At 51.0% G+C, this 15,444-nt stretch carries 11 protein-coding genes and 1 pseudogene; 2 read left to right on the plus strand and 10 right to left on the minus strand.

The window, feature by feature from the left end; translation table 11 throughout:
- Nucleotides 1-297 precede the first annotated feature (297 nt).
- From TY10_RS26285 to TY10_RS26330, 10 genes and pseudogenes are all read right to left on the minus strand, one after another.
- Nucleotides 298-1,179, minus strand: coding sequence for an ABC transporter permease subunit (locus TY10_RS26285; RefSeq protein ID WP_042170567.1), 882 nt, complete (start codon nucleotides 1,177-1,179; stop codon nucleotides 298-300).
- Complete coding sequence (locus tag TY10_RS26290; RefSeq protein ID WP_042170571.1) at nucleotides 1,176-2,150, minus strand: ABC transporter ATP-binding protein; 975 nt, start codon at nucleotides 2,148-2,150, stop codon at nucleotides 1,176-1,178. Before TY10_RS26290 ends, TY10_RS26285 begins: the two co-directional genes overlap by 4 nt.
- Nucleotides 2,147-3,325, minus strand: a complete 1,179-nt coding sequence (locus TY10_RS26295) for a hypothetical protein (RefSeq protein WP_042170574.1) — start codon at nucleotides 3,323-3,325, stop codon at nucleotides 2,147-2,149. Before TY10_RS26295 ends, TY10_RS26290 begins: the two co-directional genes overlap by 4 nt.
- 17 nt (nucleotides 3,326-3,342) lie before the next feature.
- Nucleotides 3,343-3,870 carry a sigma-70 family RNA polymerase sigma factor gene (locus TY10_RS26300; protein WP_042170576.1) on the minus strand — a complete coding sequence of 176 codons (528 nt, stop codon included), beginning with the start codon at nucleotides 3,868-3,870 and terminating at the stop codon, nucleotides 3,343-3,345.
- Between the two features lie 116 nt (nucleotides 3,871-3,986).
- Nucleotides 3,987-6,497: a bifunctional diguanylate cyclase/phosphodiesterase gene (locus tag TY10_RS29245; RefSeq protein WP_238328043.1), complete on the minus strand. Its 2,511-nt coding sequence runs from the start codon at nucleotides 6,495-6,497 to the stop codon at nucleotides 3,987-3,989.
- A 345-nt stretch (nucleotides 6,498-6,842) separates the two neighbouring features.
- Complete coding sequence (locus TY10_RS26310) at nucleotides 6,843-7,733, minus strand: carbohydrate ABC transporter permease (RefSeq protein ID WP_155986059.1); 891 nt, start codon at nucleotides 7,731-7,733, stop codon at nucleotides 6,843-6,845.
- Nucleotides 7,734-7,749: 16 nt separating this feature from the next.
- A pseudogene (locus TY10_RS26315) lies at nucleotides 7,750-8,618 on the minus strand (carbohydrate ABC transporter permease).
- Between the two features lie 73 nt (nucleotides 8,619-8,691).
- Nucleotides 8,692-10,020, minus strand: a complete 1,329-nt coding sequence (locus TY10_RS26320; protein ID WP_042170578.1) for an extracellular solute-binding protein — start codon at nucleotides 10,018-10,020, stop codon at nucleotides 8,692-8,694.
- Nucleotides 10,021-10,117: 97 nt separating this feature from the next.
- On the minus strand, nucleotides 10,118-11,668 hold the full coding sequence (locus tag TY10_RS26325; protein WP_042170580.1) for a response regulator: 1,551 nt from the start codon (nucleotides 11,666-11,668) through the stop codon (nucleotides 10,118-10,120).
- Complete coding sequence (locus TY10_RS26330) at nucleotides 11,665-13,437, minus strand: cache domain-containing sensor histidine kinase (RefSeq protein ID WP_042170583.1); 1,773 nt, start codon at nucleotides 13,435-13,437, stop codon at nucleotides 11,665-11,667. Before TY10_RS26330 ends, TY10_RS26325 begins: the two co-directional genes overlap by 4 nt.
- A 161-nt stretch (nucleotides 13,438-13,598) precedes the next feature.
- On the opposite strand from TY10_RS26330, the gene TY10_RS26335 reads away from it, so the two are divergent.
- Both TY10_RS26335 and TY10_RS26340 read left to right on the plus strand, forming a co-directional pair.
- On the plus strand, nucleotides 13,599-14,279 hold the full coding sequence (locus TY10_RS26335) for a helix-turn-helix transcriptional regulator (protein ID WP_042170586.1): 681 nt from the start codon (nucleotides 13,599-13,601) through the stop codon (nucleotides 14,277-14,279).
- 12 nt (nucleotides 14,280-14,291) lie between these two features.
- The gene (locus TY10_RS26340; RefSeq protein WP_042170588.1) at nucleotides 14,292-15,431 is read left to right on the plus strand and encodes an alanine racemase; all 1,140 of its coding nucleotides are present in this window, start codon (nucleotides 14,292-14,294) and stop codon (nucleotides 15,429-15,431) included.
- Nucleotides 15,432-15,444: the final 13 nt, after the last annotated feature.

Raw genomic sequence — 15,444 nt, forward strand, 5'->3', positions numbered from 1 at the left:
GGACATACAACTGGCGGCCAGCAGGCTCTGCTGCGAATATGGCTTCGCTATTTTGCGAAGCTGGTTCGTTTGGGCATCTTCCGAGTTGGTTCGTTCAGCAGCGGCATATAAGTACAACGTACGCTAAATGTTGAAACGTCGCTCGAGGTTTGAGCGCCAACATGCAACCAAGCAACCTGCATGCTGAGATCGCACCAAGCGCCTGAAGGTGGATGAGTGCGTAGTTCAAAAATGTGCAAACGTAGAAAAACAAAAGAAGTGCAGGCCGCACCCGGCCTGCACTTCCCTACAAACAAGCTAAAAATCTTTACGCTGGATAACCAGCAGTCCTGCGAGCAGCATAACTAGTGTGTACACAGCAGAATAGATTAGGAACGAGTTGGATGGCGGATTCGTCACTGTGAATAGCAGCATAAAGCTGCTGCTATGCAGCGAGCTCGTAAATTCGCTGATCGAGAACATCTCCGCCAGCATCCGCTGCTGGAGCGAGTCGGCAGGCATGACGAGCGTTATAAGTCCCGTTATCGTCGACAGTGACTTGACTCCCTCTTCGCTAATTTGGCCAGTGTCAGATACTCTTGCGATCATACTGCCCAGCCAGCCCATCCCGAACAGCATCGTCATCGCCACACCGTTGCCAAGCGCGCTGAGCCAGCAGGATCCCAGCATCGTCAGGGAGATTAGCAGCGGCACGACGGAAACGAACAATAAGAAGGATTTGACCAGCACCACCGTTTCCAAATGGATGCCTGTCTGCAGCCAAGTCACGAACTGAATGGCAACGAACAGAATCAGTGCGTACATAATCCCGAATACGTTAAACCCGAACCACTTTCCCAAATACCACTTCCAGCGCGGAAGCGGTCTTGCGAGTACAGATTGCAGAACACCATGCTCTGCTTCTCCAGAAACGGCGGCTACAGAGCTGAATATGGCCAAAAATGCCACAGCAAATGCGCCGAAAAAATACCCGAGAGATAAAATAATAGCGCCATTACGAAAGCGTTCAAACAACTGGCCAAATGAAGAAAACTCATCGGTAGCGAGCGTCTTGTCACCGATAATCGAATCTGATACGAACCAAAAAGCGATTAGGAACAATGCGGTCATAATAATGGTCATGAGCGTAACCCGCTTCCGCAGCATTTCCCTGAGCGTCAGCCTCCATACTGCGTTCATCGGCGCTCCCCCCTATGCTCCAAGCCCGAAACGGATTTCAGGAACCATTGATCCAGACGGGATGAAGCTTTCTTCGATTCATACAACGTCAGCCCTTGTTCAATCAGCCGAAAATGCAGCAAGCCAATCTGCTCTTCGTTCTCCACCGAGGTCTCGAGCCAGACGACGCCATCCTCCAGCACTTCCTCAGCATCAGCCTCACTCCCGCTTACGATTGTAATGGAAAGACCCGTCGACTCACACAGCCAGTCCAGAACAAAAGGTGTAAATCCGCCTACTTTAAGCATCCATTTGTTCCGGGAATGAAGCACATCGTTCAAGGTACCATTAGCCAAAATCGAACCATTGTTCAGCAAAGCGACACGGTCGCACATTTGTTCAACGTCCTCCAGCAAATGCGAGTTTAGAAAAATCGTCTTCCCTCTGCCGCGCAGCCGGATTAACAGCTCTCTAACCTCATATCTGCCGACAGGATCTAGCGCTGAAGCCGGTTCATCCAAGAACACGATGTCAGGGTCCGCTAGCAATGCGCATGCCAGCCCTAGCCGCTGCTGCATGCCTTTGGAATACCCTTTGATCCGGTCTCTCCCCCTGCTGCCGATTCCCACTTCATCCAGCAGGGAAAAGATACGCTGCTTGGCCGTTACGCGGTCCAGTCCGCATAATTGGGCATGAAAGTGAAGCGCTTCTTCACCAGTGAGCCAGCCGGGATATCGGAACAGCTCCGGCAAATAGCCGATTCTTCCTCTAGCTTCAACGCTTCCGGCTGTCATGCCGAATATGCGGGCTTCTCCGGAGGTCGGCTTAATCAAGCCGACGAGCATTTTAACCAGCGTGCTCTTTCCTACTCCGTTAGGTCCCAGAAAACCAAATGCTTCTCCCGCTTCAATGCGAAGGGAGACGCCGCGAATGCCGCGGCCGTCCCCATAATCCTTCGTTAATTGTTTCGTTTCAATTGCTGTACTTGTCATTGATGAGTCAGCTCCGTTATCAGCTCTATTACCGCAGCACGGTCGTCGCCATAGCCTTCAAAATAGGCGCCGACTCTTTTGCCGTCAGACAGCCACAACGCACTCCAGGTTGCTTGATCATCATTGTGCTGGAACTTTTCCAGATAAACGCTCTTGCCATTGATCGTAAGTTGTTCCATTTTGCCGTTATTCACAACCGGGAATGGAATTTCCCCCTCTTCCAGTCTGGAGGAGTTTACGATAGCGTCTCGCATATAGTCTGGCAATACCGGAAGCCGCACTACTGCATCGAACGCTTCCTGCGCATCAATGCTCGGATCAATCTCGATTACCGGCGCATCCATATAGCTAAGGTTAACCGAGCGTCCTTCACCCGTCTTAGAGCCCGTCACCTCTTTGTAATAGACATTTAAGGAGCGGCCGATCTTGAGGTTCAGCGGTTTTCCGTCCACCGATTCTGGCAGCAGCGTTTGTGCGCCCAGCTTCTTCATCGTTTTGTTGATCTCGCCCACATTCAGCTTCAGCGTATAGACCGAGTTTTGGTTAGAGCCGTTTGTGATCTCAGTCTGTTCACCTAACTTCAGCTTTGGCACGACTACCCCGAATTGCTGCAAGATTTGGCTCTCGGTTAAATCGATATTGTAACTGGCCGTTTTACTGGAAACAAAATCACCAAACCGTGTGCTCAAGTTCGAATCGTTATAAAATATCCGCGACAGCTGTTCCAGATCATTCTCCTGTACGACAACGACTTCGTTCATTTTGAACTGATTAAGCAGCGCAGCCAGCGCCTGATTGGTCGTTGGAATGGCGATCATAATCGCAATAGCTGCGGCCGCGCCGGACATTCCGATTTTCAGCGCATGCCGCTTCAGCCATCTGCTGCTTCGCGACATCGTCTTGCCGGTAATAGAAGGGATTTCTGTTGCAGCCAAACCATTGCCTTCAACATTTATATTGCCTGCCGCTGTTGCAGCCGATGCCGCCGCCCGTTTGTTACTGCTGCTCTCATCACCTTGCTCTGCGCTTATTTCCTGAGCAGCGCTTCGCTGTTCCGCCCACTGTGCCCATAGCGGCGACTGCTCTTCTCCTGCCAGTCTTGCTTCAAGACGGGTCCACGCCTCTTCCTTCTGCCGCCGCTCATCTGCAGTCGTTTTATCATCCTTTATTGTCATATCGCTAACCTCCTATTCTATTCATTGGACATAATGCCGTCCGGCTTCATTGCCTGTCGTTTGAACCGTTCTCCCGCCCGCTTCAAGAGCGTTCCCACCTGCGGCTGCTTCAGCCTCAGCTTCTCCGCTATTTCCGCATAGCTGTATCCCGAATATCTGAGCATGAGCAGCTTGCGATCCCGTTCGGGCAAGGCCTCAAGCAGCTGCTTCACCTGTTCCTGCTCATCCCGCTCCAGCATCGTCTCCTCATTGGACTGAAATGCTTGCGGTTGGACCATAAATTGCTGCTCAGACTTTTGAAGCAGCGCACGCTCCCGATTTTTTTTATCGATATAATCATAGGCTTGTCTAGTTAAAACCCGATGCAGCCATGCTCCTGCGGCTTCCAGCTGATCAGGCGGATTTCGGTACAGCTTTAGAAAAACTTCCTGGGCTATATCTTCAGCCGCAGCCTCGTCGCGCAGCAGCGCAATAAGCTTGCGGCGGACGGACGGATAATGCTGGTCGAATAATTGGCGAAACAGATCCGGCGCCGAATGTTCCACTTCCCGATAACCTCCTTTATTTCGCTTAAGCTATCTATAAGACGGACGATAGGCCGATTATGTAACAGGGTCAAAAAAAAGCCGCCTCATCGAGGCGGCCTTGCCTGGCCGATACGTTATTGTTCGGCGGATATAGCCGATTCATACAATTCAGCGAACTGATGGGGCGGAACAGGCGGGCTGTAGAAAAAGCCTTGCACCAGATCGCATTTATGCTTGCGGATGATATCCAGCTCCTCCTGCCTTTCTACACCTTCCGTTACGACCTTCATATTGAGATTATGAGCGATTACGATCAGCGATTTGAAAATCATTTCTTTCTTGATATCGCCAACGATATCATGAATAAACGTTTTGTCCAGCTTCAAGTAATGAAGCGGAATATTTTGCAAATAGCTGAGCGAAGAAAAACCAGTTCCGAAATCGTCCAGCGACAGCTTAACACCCAGCATCTGCAATTCATGCAAAATCTTCAGCGTATGCTCCGGATTGTCCATAAAGATCGATTCCGTCAGCTCCAATTCGATCTGCTCCGGCTTCACCCCAGCCTCTTCAATAATCTTCTCTATCGTATGAACGATATGCTTCTGCTGAAATTGAATCATCGACATGTTCACGCTAATCGAAAGCGACGTGATGCCTTCGCGTTCCCATTGTTTGATCTGCTTGCAGGCTCTGCGCAGCACCCACTCGCCGAGAGGGATAATAAAGCCTGTTTTTTCTGCTAGCGGGATGAATTCAAGCGGTGATACCATGCCAAGCTCCGGATGCTTCCAACGCAAAAGAGCTTCAGCTCCATATACACGGCCGGTCGCCAGCTCAATTTTCGGCTGATAAACGAGTGTAAATTGCTCGCCCTCCAAGGCAGCAAACAGGCTGTTCTCCAGCACGATTTCTTTTTTCGGCACATCATTCATCGACGGCGAATAAAGCGTAGAGGTATTACGCTGCTTTTTGGACAAATAGAGCGCAATATCAGACTCCTTCACCAGCCGGTCGCCTGTCCAGTCATGAAGCTCATGCTGAAGACTCATGCCAATGCTGGCCGTCATATAGAACAGCCGGTCTTTCAACCGGATCGGCTCTGCGATCACCTGCAGGATCGTTTCACCAACCATAATTGCCTGATGCAGATGACTGATATCCTCCAGCAGCACGACGAATTCGTCCCCGCCGAACCGGAATACATGCCCGGAGACGGAATCCGCTGTTCCGTTCTGATGCACCACATCAACAATTCGCATTGCAATCTGCTTCAATAATAAATCGCCCATGGAATAGTCAAGCGTATCGTTAATGATTTTGAAACGGTCCAAATCGATATACAGCAATGCGGAATGGCTGAAAATGCTGCCCTGCTGCAAGTTTTGCATTCTGGTTTCCCAGTGCCGCGTATAGCCGTAACGGTTCGGCAAGCCGGTGAGCAGATCATGCGTCGCCTGAAACTCGATCAGATCCTCCGCTTCCTTGCGGTAATCGATCATCCGGTTGAAATGATCGGCCATATGCTCAAACTCGTCATTCGTTTGGATCTCGAGCTTCTGCTTCAAATCCCCCACAGCCAGCGCTGCGGAAACCTGCGCGACTTTGCGGATATTTTGCAGCACGATTTTTCTGACCAGCAGCACCATTAACACCGTCATTACGATTAAAGCGGCAATCGATATGGCGATTGAGTTCCACAAGCTATTCCGGAACTCCACCAGCATATTGGCTTTCGGAATGACCAGCTCGAAGTACCAGGTATAATCTTTAATTGCAATCGGATAAAAGATCCGAAGCACCTCTGTTGAAGTATTAGGCTCCCTGTCATAGGACATCGACGACTCGATTTTTTTCAGCAGGGCCGGACTCTCTGAAGCTGACCACGGCTGATATGGCTGCAGAACCTGTTCCGGATAGGCGCTGTTCACCACATACCGATTATCAGATGAGATGATATTGGCATAACCGTCAAGCGGATGAAGCTTCCCCACCTCAGTGCTCAGCATTTCCAGTGAAAAGTCCGCCCCTACGATGCCGAGAAACCTTCCCCCATCATCTACAATTGGGAAAACGTAGGAAGTCATCATGATCTTTTTCCCATTAATTTCATAGTTATAGGGTTCCATCATCGTAAACTTCTTCGTCCTCTTCGGAATTTGATAAAAGTCGCCTTCTCCCGGCAGCTCATAATGCCGAATAGGCATATATTGAATCTTCCCGTTCATTCGAACAACATAAGGCAGAAACCGCCCGGTCTCGTCATCATGCTCCGCAGCATTGCGGTGGAGTGCATCGCTATGGTCAAAAGCATCAGGCTCCCACAGTGTATATGTACCTAACAAATAAGGATTATCCTCTACCATTTGCTCCAATAAGCGCATGATAGTGTCCCGGTTAGCTGAGTCATCCCTCTGCATTTCCAGCATCGTATCCCGCAGCATTTCCAGCTTGGTGAGCGTCTGATTCACGGATTGCGAGAATCTTCCGATATAAGAAGTAGACTGCGATTGAGCCAGCAGCTCACCCTCGCGTAAATTCGCATCATAAAGCTTCATTAAATGAAACGACACCAGCAACGCAAACGACAGCAGCATGAGAGCCCCTAGTGCCGTAATAAGCTTCTGTGCAATACTGAGCCTCATTTTCTTCAAAGTAACGATCCTCCTGTGACTGGAACCATCAGCGCCGATTCGACGATATTTGTCAAAATATGATTTGTTTCTAGTATACTTGACAAATAATGTGAAGCACAATGCAAATGTTCATCCTTTCGTCACTAGAACCTAATATTAATCGACATATTTTGTCGAATCCTATCTTATTACTCACCTATCTTCAAAACTCACTTCCAAATGCTTATTCCATTTCTTGTGTATAGCAAAAAATCCCCGGTTTCACCGAAGCGAAAAGCGGAGATTTTAGACCACGCACAGAGCCTGCATAGGCTTAGCGCATCAACATCTTTTACCTAGCAGAGCCCCCTCGTACTACCCTTTGACAGCCCCGGCGGTCATGCCCTTCATCACTTGCTCCTGGAAAATAAGATAGACGACAATCGTCGGAATTACGGCTAGCGCCATCGCCGCCATCGTCAGCTTATAGTCAGTTGAGTAGCCAGTAGCAAACACAGACAAGCTAAGCGGCAGCGTCTTGAGCTTCGGGTCGCTCATAAAGACTAACGCAAACGAGAAATCATTCCAATACCGCAGAAATGCGAGAATGCCTACTGTCGCAAGAGCTGGCAGCGCTAACGGCAGCATCATACGGAAGAAAATCCCCCAGTAGCCCGAGCCGTCAATCTGCGCTGCTTCCTCAACTTCTTTCGGGAAGCTGTTCATATAGGCGACGCATATAAAGATCGCAATCGGCAGTTCAAACGCCGTGTATGGCATAATCAACGCCGCATAGGTGTTCAAGATATGGATTTTGTTCATTAATATAAACAACGGAACGAGTGTACTGTGGATCGGAATCAGCATCCCCAGCATGAATACGCCGATAACGAGCAGCTTGCCTCTGAACTGAAAACGGGACAGTACATAGCCGCTTAATGCGCCAAGCACAAGTGTAAGTATTAACGAAAGTATCGTTACGATAAAAGAATTAACGTAAGCGATTCCCATCCCGGCGACTTCCCACGCACGGGAAAAGTTGCTCCAGTTCCAGTGACTGGGCAAGCCGAATGGGCGGGAGAAAAACTCTTCGTTTGTTTTCAGCGCGCTAATAAACAGCCAAAGCAGCGGATAAAGCGTCACTAAGGCGTAGACGGTAAGAGCGGCCCCCGTCACTTTCGATTTCAGCCAGCGAAAGCGGGGCAATCCCGCTTCCGCTCGGCTGGAGGAGGCTGGCTGCAGCGGCCTGGTCATGGGTGCGGACATACGAATCGTCCCCCTCCTATTTTTTGGATTTCATTAAATATTGACTTCCTGCTACCATAATCAAGCTAATAATGACAATCATCGTAGACACGGCGCTGCCGTAGCCGAACCGATAGATTGAGAACGTATTATTGTACATATAGGAAGCAAGCAGCTCCGTCGAGTGGGCAGGCCCGCCGCCTGTCATGACATAGATAAGGTCAAATGCTTTCAGGCTTCCGGAAATACAGAGCACGACAGCTACTTTAATCGTATCCCAGATCATTGGGAGCTTGATGGAGAACAGCTTCCGTGAGCCCTTAGCGCCGTCAATCTGCGCCGCATCGTCAATTTCGGATGGAATGTTTTGCAGGGCTGCGATAAACATCACGAGATAAGGCCCAACGTTCAACCAGATAATCGGAACCATAATGGCATACATCGATACCGACGGGTCCGATAGCCACTGCATTTTCCAACTGCCAAGTCCCAAGGAGTCGAGCAGAAAATTAAGAATACCGATTTGCGGGTGATAAATATAGCCCCAGATTATACCGACGACGACCGAAGAGAGAACCATCGGCATAAAGATCGATGCGCGGATAAACTTCTGGAACCAACCGTTTTTCAACAACACGAGCGAAAGCAGCAGCGCAATCGGCACCTGCCCGAATACGGAAGCAGCTACAATAAGCAGATTGTTCTTGAACGATTTCCAGAATAACGGGTCTTGCAGCACTTCCACATAGTTGTTGAAGCCAATAAACTTCATCGGGCCGATGCCCTTCCAATTAAAAAACCGTAATACGCCGACCAGACAATCGGTACGATGACGAAAAAAATAAAGAGGCCCAGCGTGGGGAGCAAGCCGATCGTAATAAAGCTTCTAGTACGCATTGATGTCATGTTCATCCCTCCAACATCGAGCCAGAACGGCGGCCGTGCAGACCGCACGCTCTATCAACGGTTCGACTTGCCCTTATTGGCCTAACGCTTTCGATTGTGCATCTTGAATTTTTTTGGCGATATCCTCCGGCTTGCCGCCCATCAGCAGCTCCTGTAGACCGTTATTAACCGCTTCGCCGCCCGCCGACGTCAGTTTGCCGTCATATACAGGAGTCAGCTTCACGTTATTCACCAGTTCATAGACTTCGCTAAAGATCGGAGATACTTTGCTCTTATCCAGCTCGACTTTGTAGCTGACCAATTGATTGCTCTCCAGCGTCCGCTTCTGTGCATCTGGACCCGACATTGCATAAATCAGTTGGAATGCGGCATCCTTCTTCGTACCTGTTGCATCTTTACCAAGCCCCATGCCGACGCCTACTACGCCTGACAACGTGTTCGGCTCACCCTTGCCGCCAGGAATCGTCGGCAGCACTGTTGCACCCATTTGCTCCAGTGCTTCAGCATTCGCATTGGAAGCCAGATTCGACAAGGCCCAGCCTCCGTCAATCATCATCGCTGCTTTGCCTTGGGCAAACATTTGCTCCATTTGTGTATTGTCAATTGCATTAAACCCATCCTGGAAAGCGCCAGCTTCACCAAGATCCTGCATATACGTCAAAGCCTGAACAAATTCCGGATCGGTAAATGAAGCGCCATCCTGCTTAACCGCCTTCAAAAACCACTCTGTTCCTGTCACCCGGTCTGCGAGCGAGCTGAAAATGCTGGATTGCGCCAGCCAAGCCGCTTTATTGCCAAGCGCGATTGGCGTAATGCCTTTACCTTTCAGCACGCTGATAGCGTTCAACAGCTCATCCCATGTTTTAGGAACGGTAAGGCCGTTTTGTTCAAGAATCGATTTATTGTAGTAAAGGATAGAAGTTGGAGATAAGCCCATTGGCGCGCTGTATATGTTGCCATCTACGGTGAACGCGTCAAAGGAGTTTGGCATGAAGCCTTCTTTCCACTCCGGATGGCTGTCAATCAGCTCGTTGACCGGCTGGATCAGTCCAGCTGCGGAAAACTCCTGTGTCATGGAGCCGTTGGAGAGGATAAAGACATCCGGCATTTCGCCGGCTGCTGCTACCGTCTTCAGTCTCGTCTTGTAGCCATCCGGCGGAATCGCTTGAATATCAAGTGTAACGTTAGGATAATCCTTCTGATATTGCTCAATAATGGAACGCATCGTTTGCGCCCGCTGATCATCACCCGTGAAATTATGCCAAAGCGACAGCTTCACTTTTTCTCCGGTTGCAGGCTTTTCACCCTCGTTCGTCGTTTCCTTGCCGTTAGTGCCGCCGCATGCGGCCAGAATTGAAATAAGAAGGGCTGCTATTGCGACCAATGCTATTCTTTTCTTCATGTCATGTTTCCTCCTTCATAGTGGGGTTACATTCGAGTATAGGGAAACCAAGCTGACATTGGCAGGGGACAGACATCGGATCAAGGGTAGAAAAAAATCAGCTTCTTGCCCGGTATTCCGAAGGCGTAAATCCTGTGTAACGTTTGAACAGCTGGCTAAAATATTTCATATCGGCATAGCCAACCCGGCTGGCTACGTCGCTAACCTTGATCGGGGAATCGCTAAGCAGCGCCTTTGCCCGCTCGATCCGGGCAATGGTTACAAATTCAATATAAGTATGGCCGGTCTCGCGCTTAAACACTTCGCTGAAATGATTCGGATTGAGATGAACATTCCTGGCCACTTGCTGCAATGTAAGCTCCTTGTCCAAATGATCGTGGATATAAGCGATAGAACGATTAATATAGGGAATGCCTGCATTTCCCACTGCTTCCGCATAGACATGCATAAGATGATTCAAGGTAGCCAGTAATTGCGCTCTCTGATCGTCGCGAATTACGTCTTGGTCGGAAATCTGCGGCAATCCGGCATGCATCCCGTTGCTTTCTCCAAAGGATGCCGTCACACGCTCAATCCAGCGGTGGGCGGAGATGAGCACCGAGTTCACAAACGCCCGCATCGATTGCGGTGTAACGTCGGGATCTGCAAGCAGCGCTACCATTGTCATCTCCACCCATCGCTGCAAGGACGATGGATTCCCTTCCTTGAGCAGCGACGTGAGCAGCTGCTCCTCTTCGATTGTGCAGACGGTTCGGCCGCCTTTCCGTTCCATGACATCGGCATAGCACAACAATCGGGTTTCACTAGCGAACTCCTTAAAGTCCAATGTAATGACCGCTTCTTTATTCGATAACGGCAAGCCTCTCCAATCCGATGCGATAGAGCCTGCTCCCGCAAACAATTTGCATTTCAGTCGTTGCTCAATTCGAAGCATGTCACTCTCAAAGCGCTTTAGCCCGCCTTCATCCGCCAAGAGGCCGTCCCGTCTCAACACGACGAGCAGCGTGTTATCGCGAATAAGCGCTTCGCCCTCTACCAGCTCTCTCATCATATTGTGGACGGCGAATAGAAGCAGCTTGCCGTCTTCGGCTGCTCCTCCCCAGCCCGAAGCCGTTACAGCAACAGCCTGCAAGGGAGAGGCTGCGTTCAGCTTGAGTCTAAGTCTTGGCAGCAGCCTCTCCGCCTGCTCCAGCTGCCGCCGGTCAGGCTCTGGACCAGCAACGAGCTTCTCCAGCAGCGAATCACGCAGCTGATCCGGCTTTAACGTGTGCAGGCGGCCAAGAACCCGCTGCTTCGCCCCGTTAACAGCCCGGACGATCTCGTCCGGACGGCTTGTTTTCAGCAAATAGTCACTAACCCCCTGGCGGATCGCTTGCTGCGCGTAGGAGAACTGGTCATAGCCGGTCAAGATAAGCACTTCACTATCGGGGAGCAGTCGTCTAGCCTCGCCGGCCAGCTCCAGACCGTCGCGTCCAGTCATCCGGATGTCGGTCAATATAATGTCGGGCCTCTCCAGCACCATTCGCTCTAACGCTTCCTCCGCAGAAGCTGCTGGCCTGAGCAGCTCGTAACCGAGCTCCTCCCATTTGATAACGGTGCTAAGGCCAGTGCGAATAATCACTTCATCATCAACGATCAAGAGCTTCATACCGCTTCCTCCTCCTGTGAGATGGGAATTGCGAAAGAGACGCGCGTGCCGATCCCCTCGGTGCTTTCCACACGCAGTCCTGCCTCCGTTCCGTAATGCAGCAGCAGCCGCTTATGGACGTTGCGCAAGCCGTAGCTTCCTTCCTGCAGTCTTTCGCGCTCTCTTACCCGGTCATCCGGACCGTGCAGCTCCTTCTCGATTGCTGCCAGCTTCAGTGCGTCCATGCCAGCTCCGTTATCCGATACGGCAAAAGCCATCCAGTTCCCTTGCCGCTGGGCGGTAACCGTAATTTCCCCAAAGCCTTCTCTCTTCTGAACGCCATGGATAAGCGCATTTTCAATTAACGGCTGAAGCAGCAGCTTCAGCATGACCCGCTCCTGCAGCTCGGGGTCGATTCGCATCGTCAGCTTAAAGCGGTCCGGGAATCGAATCGCCTGTATTGTCGCATAGTGGCCGGCATGTGCCGCCTCCTGCTCTACCGTGCAAAACTCTTCCCCTTTATTCAAGCTGAATCTCAGAAAATCACTTAAACTGCCGACCATATCGGCTGTCTTCGCATCCTGGTTCATAAGCGCCATCCAGTGAATCGAGGATAGCGTATTATAGAGAAAGTGAGGGTTGATCTGCGCCTGGAGCGCCTGCATATCAGCCTCTTTCTTGTACGATTCCTCCAGCTTGACCTGCTCGGTGAGCGCAACAATCCGCTCGCTAAGCTTGTTATAGCTTCGGACCAGTTGTCCCACCTCATCCATCGTCTCCACCGGGTACGTCCGCATCGGCTCCTCCGGGCTCGAGCTCTTTAAGAATTGGGTCAGCATCGACAGCGGATTCGTTATACGCTGTACGAAATACAACACAAGCGCCGTTACGATAATGACGGAGAGCACAATGACGATCGCCATTATTTTCAACACATAATTGTTCTGCGAACGGTATTCGGAAAAAGGCATAATGCCGGTCAGCCGCCAATTAACGCCGGCAACGGTATCATGAAGAACCGTACGTTTGCCGTCACCGCTTCCGTAATTAGCAGCACCTGCATTACCTTTAGCGGCGTAACCGGGCAGCAGCTCCTTCATCGTGAGCGGCATCTCTTCTTGAACGGAGCCCGATAACAGTTTTCCTTCAGCATTAGACAGCACGACGCTCCCGCCTCCCGGCATGCCGGCTTGGTCCAATATTTTAGAAAGCGCTTTCTCATCTACGCTAATGACAAGCGTGCCGATTTGTTTGAACGAGTTGATGCTGCGGATCGGCCGAACAAGGGAGATGACCTGCTTCGTTCCCGCCGCGGTCGTCGTCTCGTAGCGGGCCGACCACCACTTCTCAGATGCTTGAAAGCTTTGTCCGTCCTGTCCCGAAAGGGCGGGCAGCTCCGTCTTAAAAATCGTTGTATTGGATAATAAATGCGATTGGTACATGGGATAAATCGTAATGTCGGAAATATAAGATTTGGAGAATACGAGATTGGATAGAAACTCGATCATCTGCGTCTGCTTGACGGCATCGTCGCCGCGGTTGCTTAAATACTGCTGAATGTCTTTTTGCCCGATAATAAAAATCGAAATGTTCTCGATATCCTGCACAATAAACTCCAAATTAGTAGCCGTCTGGCTTAAAATGCTCAGCCCTGACTGCTTTGCCTTCTGCTCTGTCGCTGTCGCCGCCATATCGTAGGAAAACAACCCTAGCGCAAGCAGCGGAATCAATACAGACAACAGGAGCAAAAAGCTAAGCTTTCGTTTCAGCGAGCTGCTGATCCAGCGCATTTCCCATCTCTCCCATCCCCGCTTCTAGTACAAGCTTCTTGCTGTGCTATTCACAGCTATCCTATCATACTTTTTTTTAGCAAAACAGATTTTTTGTTTGATTTTTGCAATCATCAGGTGTACCCTGTAGGCAGTAAGCGATTCAAGAAAGCAGGGATAGCATGGAATCTATTGCCCAGGAGCTCAGCTTCATGACCGAGCTGGCGAAAGGCATTACGGCGCAGTTCGGCGACAGCTGCGAGGTCGTCGTTCACGACTGGTCGCGACCCTATGATTCAACGATCGTCGCAATTGAGAACGGCCACGTCACCGGACGCAAGGTTGGTGACCCCGGCACGAATCTGGGGCTCGAGATTATGCGGGGAACAACCGAGGGCGACAACCGGCATAATTACATTACACAGACGAAAGACGGACGCGTTCTTCGCTCTACCTCCATGTACGTGAAGAACAATGCGGGGACGATCATCGGCGCCCTCTGTATTAACTTCGACATCACTGATCTTATGGTTGCAGAAAAAACGCTGCAATCGCTCACCGCAAGCGGACTCGCGCCTGTTCGCGAATCTTTCGTCAGCAACGTCAACGATCTGCTAGATACGCTTATTCAAGAGACACAGGAATCGGTCGGCAAGCCGGCGGCCATTATGGCGAAGGAGGATAAAGTCCGCTTCATTCAGCTGCTGGATCAAAAAGGCGCGTTCCTGATTAAAAAATCAGGCGAAAAGGTATGCAGCTACCTCGGCATCTCGAAATATACGCTGTACAGCTATTTGGAAGAGTCAAAATCTGCGTCAGCCGACACCGGCACCCCTGCAGAGACGGCCTCAACGCCAGATTAAGGAGGTATGTAAATGTCGAATTCCTTGCAAGCGGCGGAAGAAATCGTCGTACAAGGCAATGTCCCGGAAACGCCCTGTATCATCATTGACAGCACTGTTACCGACAGGAATATCCGTGGGATGGCAGAACGTATCCGGCGGCTTGGAGTTAAGCTGCGCCCGCATGCCAAGACTCATAAGCTGCCGGAAATGGCCGCCCGCCAAATCGAAGCAGGAGCGGCCGGCATTACCGTCGCCAAGCTATCCGAAGCGGAAGTGATGGCAGATGGCGGCATCTCCGATATCTTCATCGCTTACCCTATTGTCAGCGAGAAGAAGCTGCAGCGGGCCGCCGTATTAAGCCGGCGTATTCGCCTGATTCTAACCGTCGACAGCTTGGAAGGCGCAAGACGGGCCGCAGCTGTTGCAGTGAAGGAGGGCGCAGCTTTCGAGGTCCGGCTTGAAATCGACAGCGGTCTGCATCGCACCGGCGTATTGCCGGAGAATGCCCTTGCACTTGCGAAGGAGATTCACGCGCTGGAGGGCATCCGCTTAACCGGTATTTTCACCTATCGCGGCGCCATGCTGGATGGCAAGTCCACGCTGGAGCTGCGGGCAGCGGGTCTGGAGGAAGGCCGCCTGATGGCTGTTGTTGCCCAGGAGCTGCGTGCCGAAGGACTGCCTATCGCTGATGTCAGCGTAGGCTCCACGCCAACCTCCGTGTTTGCAGCAGAGGTTGAGGGCGTAACCGAAGTCCGTCCCGGCACTTATATTTTCCATGACCGGATGCAAGCAGCATTTGGTGTCTGTTCCCTTGAGGATTGTGCAGCTACGGTCTGGGTTACGGTAGTGAGCCGCCCTTCGGCGGAACTGATCGTTGTGGACGGCGGCAGCAAAACGTTCGCCACCGATGTGCAGCCGAACAATCCGCCGCTTCATCTGCAAGGCTTCGGCCATATTATGGGTGCGCCCGATGCGGTTCTGGAGCGAATGAACGAGGAGCACGGCATGATTCGGATCGGCGCCCATCATCCATACGAGGTAGGCGACGTCATCCGGATTATTCCGAATCATATTTGCAGTACTGTCAATTTGCATAATGACGTCTATATCACGGAGCCTGGCGGTGCATTGCGGAAAACACGGGTTGCCGCGCGCGGCATGCTGGAATAGTCCGGTACTAATT

Source organism: Paenibacillus gorillae (assembly GCF_000513275.1).
In the GTDB taxonomy this organism is placed as follows: domain Bacteria; phylum Bacillota; class Bacilli; order Paenibacillales; family Paenibacillaceae; genus Pristimantibacillus; species Pristimantibacillus gorillae.

Coding starts and splice junctions, on each gene's coding strand:
- TY10_RS26320 (WP_042170578.1), bottom strand. CDS start 10,020: ATGAAGAAAAGAATAGCATTGGTCGCAATAGCAGCCCTTCTTATTTCA.
- TY10_RS26335 (WP_042170586.1), top strand. CDS start 13,599: ATGGAATCTATTGCCCAGGAGCTCAGCTTCATGACCGAGCTGGCGAAA.
- TY10_RS26310 (WP_155986059.1), bottom strand. CDS start 7,733: ATGTCCGCACCCATGACCAGGCCGCTGCAGCCAGCCTCCTCCAGCCGA.
- TY10_RS26340 (WP_042170588.1), top strand. CDS start 14,292: ATGTCGAATTCCTTGCAAGCGGCGGAAGAAATCGTCGTACAAGGCAAT.
- TY10_RS26325 (WP_042170580.1), bottom strand. CDS start 11,668: ATGAAGCTCTTGATCGTTGATGATGAAGTGATTATTCGCACTGGCCTT.
- TY10_RS26295 (WP_042170574.1), bottom strand. CDS start 3,325: ATGACAATAAAGGATGATAAAACGACTGCAGATGAGCGGCGGCAGAAG.
- TY10_RS26330 (WP_042170583.1), bottom strand. CDS start 13,437: ATGCGCTGGATCAGCAGCTCGCTGAAACGAAAGCTTAGCTTTTTGCTC.
- TY10_RS29245 (WP_238328043.1), bottom strand. CDS start 6,497: ATGAGGCTCAGTATTGCACAGAAGCTTATTACGGCACTAGGGGCTCTC.
- TY10_RS26285 (WP_042170567.1), bottom strand. CDS start 1,179: ATGAACGCAGTATGGAGGCTGACGCTCAGGGAAATGCTGCGGAAGCGG.
- TY10_RS26290 (WP_042170571.1), bottom strand. CDS start 2,150: ATGACAAGTACAGCAATTGAAACGAAACAATTAACGAAGGATTATGGG.